Origin of the sequence: Cohnella xylanilytica (genome assembly GCF_014212175.1) — a bacterium.
Lineage (GTDB): Bacteria > Bacillota > Bacilli > Paenibacillales > Paenibacillaceae > Cohnella > Cohnella xylanilytica.
The window spans coordinates 42,835-50,763 of sequence record NZ_JACJVR010000055.1 but is presented as its reverse complement, the minus strand read 5'-3'; the positions used below and the strand labels follow the sequence as shown (position 1 = coordinate 50,763).

At 64.2% G+C, this 7,929-nt stretch carries 6 protein-coding genes; all 6 read left to right on the top strand.

Annotated elements, in window-relative coordinates; all coding sequences use genetic code 11:
- Positions 1–347: ComEA family DNA-binding protein (locus tag H7B90_RS14470; RefSeq protein WP_185136599.1), on the top strand; the 347-nt coding region annotated here is incomplete at its 5' end.
- Between the two features lie 81 nt (positions 348–428).
- Positions 429–1,721 carry a homocysteine synthase gene (locus H7B90_RS14465; RefSeq protein WP_185136598.1) on the top strand — a complete coding sequence of 431 codons (1,293 nt, stop codon included), beginning with the start codon at positions 429–431 and terminating at the stop codon, positions 1,719–1,721.
- 71 nt (positions 1,722–1,792) lie between these two features.
- A complete protein-coding gene (locus H7B90_RS14460) occupies positions 1,793–2,317 on the top strand; it encodes a deoxycytidylate deaminase (RefSeq protein WP_185136597.1) in 525 nt (174 codons plus the stop codon).
- Between the two features lie 511 nt (positions 2,318–2,828).
- Positions 2,829–5,507: a ComEC/Rec2 family competence protein gene (locus H7B90_RS14455; RefSeq protein ID WP_185136596.1), complete on the top strand. Its 2,679-nt coding sequence runs from the start codon at positions 2,829–2,831 to the stop codon at positions 5,505–5,507.
- Positions 5,508–5,904: 397 nt separating this feature from the next.
- Positions 5,905–6,453: an RNA polymerase sigma factor gene (locus tag H7B90_RS14450; protein ID WP_185136595.1), complete on the top strand. Its 549-nt coding sequence runs from the start codon at positions 5,905–5,907 to the stop codon at positions 6,451–6,453.
- Positions 6,450–7,727, top strand: coding sequence for a zf-HC2 domain-containing protein (locus H7B90_RS33410; protein ID WP_185136594.1), 1,278 nt, complete (start codon positions 6,450–6,452; stop codon positions 7,725–7,727). Before H7B90_RS14450 ends, H7B90_RS33410 begins: the two co-directional genes overlap by 4 nt.
- The last annotated feature ends 202 nt before the right edge of the window (positions 7,728–7,929 follow it).

Here is a 7,929-nt window from a genome sequence, read left to right as displayed (position 1 = left end):
CGCCGACCTCGTCCGGCGCAGCAGCGGGGACGATCTCGCCGCCAGGGGCTGCCGGCCCGGTCGGCGCGGGCGCTCCAGCCGGCGCGGCGGCGAATGCGCCCTCGGGCGCCGCGTCTCCTTCCGGAGCGGCATCCGGCTCGGCGGAAGCCGGCTCGGGGCTGCTTAACCTGAACTCCGCCACCGAGGAGCAGCTGGACGCGCTGAAGGGGATCGGTCCCTCCAAGGCGAAGGCGATCGTCGAGTACCGGTCCGCCCACGGGGCGTTCCGCAGCGTCGACGATCTGCTGAAGGTGAAGGGAATCGGCGAGAAGCTGCTGGCCGGCATCCGCGATCGGGTCACGGTATAGGCCTGTCTTCCTTCTTCCGGGGAAATATGCGACAATAAGGAAGAATTGACCTATTGCATACATTTTAGGAGGAATAGACCGATGACGAAGGAACGCGCGCTCTCCTTGGAGACGCTGGCCGTTCATGCCGGGCAGCAGATCGATCCCGCCACGCTGTCCCGCGCGGTGCCGATTTATCAGACGAGCTCTTACGGCTTCCGCGACACCGAGCATGCGGCGAACTTGTTCGCCCTGAAGGAATTCGGGAATATCTACACCCGGATCATGAACCCGACGTCGGACGTGTTCGAGCAGCGGATCGCCGCCCTCGAAGGAGGCGCCGCCGCGCTCGCCGTCGCTTCCGGACAAGCCGCCATCACCTATTCGATTCTAAATATCGCGGGCGCGGGGGACGAGATCGTCTCCGCTTCGAGCCTGTACGGCGGCACGTATAACCTGTTCGCGATTACGCTGCCGAAGCTCGGCATCAACGTCAAGTTCGTCGATCCGTCGAACCCGGACAACTTCCGGGCCGCGATCACGCCGAACACCAAGGCGCTCTACGCCGAGACGATCGGCAATCCGAAGGGCGACGTCCTCGACATCTCGGCCGTGGCCGCGATCGCGCACGAGCACGGCATTCCGCTCATTATCGACAACACGTTCGCGACGCCTTACCTGTGCCGCCCGATCGACTTCGACGCGGACATCGTCGTCCACTCGGCGACGAAGTTCATCGGCGGGCACGGCACGTCGATCGGCGGCGTCGTCGTCGACGGCGGCAAGTTCGACTGGAAGGCGAGCGGGAAGTTCCCCGGCCTGACGCAGCCCGATCCGAGCTATCACGGCGTCGTCTATACCGATGCGGTCGGCCCGGTCGCCTATATTATCAAGATGCGGGTGCAGCTGCTGCGAGACATGGGCGCCGCGCTCTCCCCGTTCAACTCCTTCCTGTTCCTGCAAGGGCTGGAGACGCTGCATCTGCGCATGGAGAGACACAGCTCCAACGCGCTCGCGGTCGCGAACTTCCTGAAGGAGCATCCGGCCGTCGAATGGGTCAACTATCCGGGGCTCCCGGAGCACCCTTCCTACGAACAGGCTCGCAAGTACCTGGCCAAGGGGCAGGGGGCGATCCTGACGTTCGGCATCAAGGGCGGCGTCGAAGCCGGCAAGAAGGTCATCAACGCGGTCGCGTTGTTCTCTCACCTGGCGAACGTCGGCGACTCGAAGTCGCTTATCATTCACCCGGCCAGCACGACGCACCAGCAGCTGTCCGAGCAAGAGCAGGAGGCGGCGGGCGTCCAGCCGGGCATGATCCGGCTGTCGATCGGCACCGAAGGCATCGAAGACATTCTATACGATCTGGAGCAGGCGCTGGCGGCCAGCCAAGCTTAACGAGATCCGGAAGATCCGCGGTTTGGGCGCGGACGGGCCGCGAACAAGCATGACGGAGGGAACGAGAACGAATGGCACAAGCCCTGCGCAAGGACTGGGACACTTACTTCATGGATATCGCGTTTATGGTATCGACGCGGTCGCGCTGCCCGCGGCGTCATGTCGGCGCCGTTCTGGTGCAAGGCAAGAAGCTGCTGGGCACGGCCTACAACGGGGCGCCGATGGGCGTGCCGGATTGCTCGGAGGCGGGCTGCATGATCGTGGAGGAATACGAACCCGCCGCCGGAGACGGCGCGGGCGGGATGGTGAAGAAGCAGCGCTGCATCCGGACGATCCACGCCGAGCAGAACCTGCTGCTGTTCACCGACCGCATCGACCGCGAAGGCTCGACCGTGTACGTGACCGACCAGCCTTGCTGGACGTGCGCGAACATGCTCGCGAACAGCGGCATCCAGGAGATCGTCTATCATCGCGCTTATCCGAAGGATTACGAGAAGGTCGAGGCGCTCATGAAGCAGAGAGGCCTGCTGTTCCGCCGCATCGAAGGCTACCAGCCTCCGGCGGATACGGAAGTTCAGGACGGCTCGGCCCGATAATCGTTCGAAGAGGAAGAACCTCATCGCTGCGGCGAAGAGGTTCTTTTTTTGTCGAGGAGAGCTTCTAAATTCGCGCTTGGCTCCGGTTTCCGTTCGGGGTGGCCGCTAACGAATCGAGGAGACGCTATTCCGCTCAAAATCAGAGATTGTTCGTTTTTAACGAATCGTATAAACGCTATTTCGTGCGGGAAGCTCGTTTTTCCCCCGGGCGGCCCTAAATAAGATCGCTGGGGTTCATTAGAGTTTCAAAAATTCGCTTTTGAGTCTAAATAGCGTCTCCTGAATTCGTTGGAGAACGGGGCTTGCGAACCGGAACCGTGCGATTCGAATTGAAACCGTGAACTAGACTTCGAGTCTCCCTATTCCGAGAAGCCGGTTAGCTAAGGGGTCTTATGTCGTTCTTTGTTGCAAGGCGGGAGAGGGCGGAAGGCCAAACGGGCGGAAGACGGCTTGCCCCTGCCGATCTGCGCGACGGTATCGATAGTCCGGGATAGAAAAGGAGGAGAACGGAGTGGCGCGAAGACCGTTGGTAGCGATTGCGGCTTGCTGGGCGGCGGGAACGTCGATATGGAGTCTATGGAGCGGCCGCGAGGCTCTGCTGGCGTTCGCCGGAACGCTGCTGCTGCTCGCCGCTTGCGCGCTCCGATCCCGGGCGGACGCGGCGACGGCGGCCGCCTGCGCCTGCGCGCTGCTGCTCGCGGGAGGCGAGCGGCTGTGGGCCGACGCGCGCAACGTATCGCATCTGACGTCGCTCGTCGCGGATCCGGACGGCCGGCGCTTCTGGGCCGTCGGCCGCGTCGCTTCGCCCGTATCGGTAGACGGCGATATCGCGGCCTTCAAGCTCCGCGTCTCGGAAGCGGGGGTGCCGGATGCGGAAGAGGAAGGAAGCGCCCGGGAGGGGCGGAAGCTTAAAGAGCAACTCTGGATCCGCGTCAAGCTGACCGCCGAGCCGCAGCAGACCGTGGCGTCTTCCTGGCGGCGCGGGGACGAGGTGCGGATCGAAGGGGAGCTGCAGAAGCCCGCGACGGCGGGCAACTTCGGCGGCTTCGACTACGGGAAGTACTTGAAGAGCCGGCGCATCCATTGGGTGCTTAGCGTGAAGGGAGCCCAGGGGGTCGAGCCGCTCGATTCCCCGATTCCTTGGAGCGCCAGGCTTCTGCGCTGGACGGACGAAGCGCGGGACGGCATCGGCGGTCTGATGGACACGCTGTACGACGGGACGGACGCCGGCTACATGAAGGGGCTCGTCGCCGGCATTCAGGACGATCTCGACCCCGCGCAATTCGACTCCTTCTCGCGGCTCGGCCTCACTCACGTGATCGCGGTATCGGGCATGCACTTCGGCGTCTTCGCGTTCATCCTGCTGAAGCTGTTCGCGCTCCTGCGGCTGACGAGAGAGAGGGCCTTGGAGCTTACGATCGCGGCCATGCCCGTCTATATGCTGCTCACCGGCGCCTCCCCTTCGGCCATCCGGGCTTGCATCATGGGGATGATCGCCCTCTACATGGCGAGGCGGGACAAGCTGAAGGACGGCCTCCATCTGCTGTCCGCGTCCTTGATCGCGATGCTCGCCTGGGATCCGCTGCTGATCGAGAACGTCAGCTTCCAGCTCAGCTTCGTCGTGACGGCGGGCTTGCTTCTGTTCGCGCCGATCGCGACGCGCCTGATGCCGGTTCGCCCGCCTGCGCTGCGGGCCGCGCTGGCAGTGGCGGTCACCGCCCAGGCCGCGTCGTTCCCGCTGTCGGTCTACTACTTCCACCAATTTCACCTGCTCTCGCTTCCGGCCAATCTCGTTCTCGTCCCGTTCATCAGCTTCGTCGTTATGCCACTCGGCATGGCTTCGGCGGCGCTCGGCGCCGTCTGGCATCCTCTCGGCTCGTTCGCGGCCGAGGCGGCCTCCTGGTGCAACCGGCTCGTCGATTGGACCGTGAACCGTCTCGGCGAGGCCGGCGGCATGCAGACGTATTGGCCGCAGCCTTCGGTCCGGTGGGTCCTCCTGGCGTACGCGCTCCTTCTGGCGACGGCCGAAGGCCTCAAGCGAAGACACCGGGCCCGGGAGGAGAGGGAACGCTGGGCGGAGCGGCGGGCAGCGGCCGCGATTCCCTCCTTCGATGCCCGACGGCGGGCGGCGCGCGTCGCCGCGTACGCCGGGACGGGGCTGGCTGGCGAGGCCACGGCGCCGCTGCTTCCGGCCGAGCCGGAGAAGGACGCCCCTCCGGAACGCGGGAGGCGGATTCGGCTTCTTTTTCCCCTTGTCGCGGTCTTCGCCTGGAGCTTCTGGCTCGTCTGGGGCATTCGACCGGCGGCGTTCGACCGGGACGCGAAGGTCATGTTCCTCGACGTCGGCCAAGGGGACAGCATTCTCATTCGGACGGGCGAAGGGCGGTACGGGTTGGTGGACGCGGGAGGAACGGTCCGGTTCGGGCCGTCGGAACCGTGGAGGGAACGGAGGGATCCGTACGAGGTGGGCAAGAAGACGATCGTTCCTCTTCTCAAACAGCGGGGCGTGCGCTCGCTCGACGTGTTCGTGCTGACTCATCTGGATCAGGATCATATCGGGGGCGCCGAGGCCGTGCTGAACGCGATTCCCGTCAGACGGCTCGTCTTCAACGGCTCGGTCAAGCCGGACGGCAGCGCGGATCGGCTGTTCCGGTTAGCCGAAGAGAGGGACATTCCGATCTATTCCGCGAGCGAAGGAATGGAATGGAAGTGGGACGCCTCGAGCTCTCTGACCGTGCTCGCTCCCGAAGCCGGCCCTTCGGGCGGGTCTTCGATCCCGGCCGTAGACGAGCAGAACGACCGCAGCGTCGTGCTTCTCCTGAGCCTGTACGGGAGAACGTTCCTGCTCCCCGGCGATCTGGAGGCTCCCGGCGAGAGAAGAGTGCTGGCCTCGCCCGCGTATGCGACGGCGCCCGTCGACGTCCTCAAGGCCGGCCACCACGGCAGCAAGACGTCTTCGACCGAGGAGTGGCTTCGGGCTTGGAATCCCCGGGAGGCCGTCATCTCGGCCGGCCGGAGCAATCTGTACGGACACCCGCACCCGGCCGTGCTCGAGAGGCTGGAGACGCTGGGAATCGCGTTCTTCCGGACGGACATCCACGGAGAGATCCAGTACCGGATAGCCCCGGACGGGAAGCTGGAGAGGCGGACGATGAAGAACGCCGTTCCGGCGGAGCATGACGATACATAACGAAGATACTGGACGGCGAATAGAAGCCGCTCTCCTATGGCATTCAACCTGACGGCGTCGCGGATCGTCTATTTCGGATAGCCGCAGAGAGAAACATTTCGACCGGTCTTGCGTATGAAGGCATGGCATGAATCGGAGCCGGCCGCACGCTTCTCCGGCGACCGGGACGCATCCGCGGCCGGTGGAGATCGCCGGATCGGGTACCAGCGCATTCCTGCCCGCGTTCCGCCGAAAAGCGAGGACAAACGGAACGTTTTTTGCTAGACTGGGGTTGGCCTAGTAGAATGGTTCGATAGAAGCGACGATGGGTAAAAATACCGTTTGCTCAGAGGGACGTCGTTGCAACCTTTTGGCGAACGATTGCGTCAATGGGGATGCAGAGGAGGAGGAGTCTTCTGTGGTGGAGCCGGATTTGATCAAGGCTGCGCAAGCTGGCGATCGCGACGCCCTTGTCGCGCTGCTCCGCGAGATTGAACACCAGGTTTACCGGACCGCGTATTATCTGCTGAACAACGAGCAGGATGCGATGGACGCTTCCCAAGAAGCGCTTATCCGCATCTATACGAAGATCCATACTTATGAAGAGAAAGCGCAGTTCCGCACGTGGGTTCAACGAATCGTGACGAACATCTGCATCGACAAGTTCCGCCGGAGCCGGCCTTCCGTCTCGATCGACGAGCACGAGCTCGTCTTCCGGGCCGGAGACGACGTGGAGGGCGAGGTCATGGCCGTCTACGCGTCCGAGGAGATCCGCGAAGCGATCGACAAGCTTCCCGAGCATCACCGGACGGTCGTCGTGCTCCGCTATCTGCAGGACTTCTCGTACAACGAGATCGCCGAATCCTTGAACTTGCCGCTTAATACGGTGAAGTCCTATTTGTTCAGAGCCCGGCAACAACTGCAAGCCCTGCTTCGAGATTATCAGAAAGGTGGTGTCCGGGGATGAATTGCCAAGAGGTGATGGAACTCATGCAGCGCTCGCTTGACGGCGATCTGGATTCGCACGAGACGTCGCGCATGATGGAACATATCCGGACCTGCCCGGAATGCGCCGCCATGTACGAACGCCTTACCCGCCTGTCCAACAACCTGGCCCAGCTGCCGCGCGTCGTGCCCCGCTTCAGCATCGTGGATTCGATTCTTCCGCGGCTGGAGGAACTTCCGATCGGACCGGCAGCGGATGACGCCGCCCGCGAAGAAGCGGAGAGCGGCGTTCCGGCGGCGACGCCGTCCCGATCCTCGCGTCCGAACCGGAAGACGTACCGCCGTCTGGCCGGAGCGATCGCCGCCGGCGTCGTGGCCGGCCTGATCATCATCTCCAATCCCTTCTCGTGGATGTCCGGCTCGAGCAACGACAACGACGCCGCGTCCATGTCGGAAGCGGGCCTCCTGTCCAAGGCCGGCGAGCCGGCCTCGGCCCCGGCGGAAGAGAAGATGAGCGCCAACTCGTCCTCCAGCGCCGCCGGCGGAGACGAGAGCGCGATGAACGACCAAGCGGCCCCGTCGTCCAATCGGGCGATCGAGCCCGAGACTCCGGCGGCGAATACCGAATCCGCGGACGATAAGCAGCTGGATGTCAGGTTCATGGAGTCTCTGCGCACGGACGAGACCGTCTCCGGCGACAAGGCGAAGACGGAGTCCGCGGATGCCGGCCGGCAAGCCGCCGCCAATTCGCAGCCGCCTTCGGACGCCCCGCAGATGACGCTCCAGATCGCTCCGTCGCCCCCGGCTTCGGCAGACGGCGGCAGCGAAGCCGATATGTCGGTATCGGGCGCCCAGGCCGTGTCCAAGTCCGGGACGACGTTCCCGGCGGCGATCGCCCCCGCGTTCGTCTGGGCGTCGCCCGACGGGAAGTACAAGGCGACCGTCGAGGAAGAACGGATGAAGGTATACGAGACGTCGGAGAACAAGCTCGTGTTCCAATCGGACGTCCGCTCCGGCCATAAGATCGGGAGCGTCCGTTGGGACGAAGATTCCGCCAATCTTCATTATTCCTGGACGGACGCGGACGGGAAGACCGTCTCCTACCGCTGGGAGGCGGCGACCGGCCGGGAGAACGCCGAGGCGGTGGCCGAAGCGGTCACGAGAAGCGGCGTCGCGGACGATTCCGGGAACGCCGAAGGTACCGCCGGCGCTGGCGCCGGTGCCGGTTCCGCTACGGACGGCGGCGCCGGGTCCGGGTCCGGCGGCGGAACGCAGAGCGGCGCAACCGGACAGTAGAGGCTCCTTGGAACGTTTTCGGGGAGACTCGCGTATAGTGTAGGGATGAAGCTGGATTCGTCCCCCTCGAGGGGACCATAAGGACGAAGGTCGCGGTCGTTCGCGCACGGTTCCATGGGCCGGGCCGGCGGACGTTGACATAGATGTCCAAGGACAAAGGGATCACGACCCGTCGCCGGGCGTGATCCCTTTGTTCGCCGCG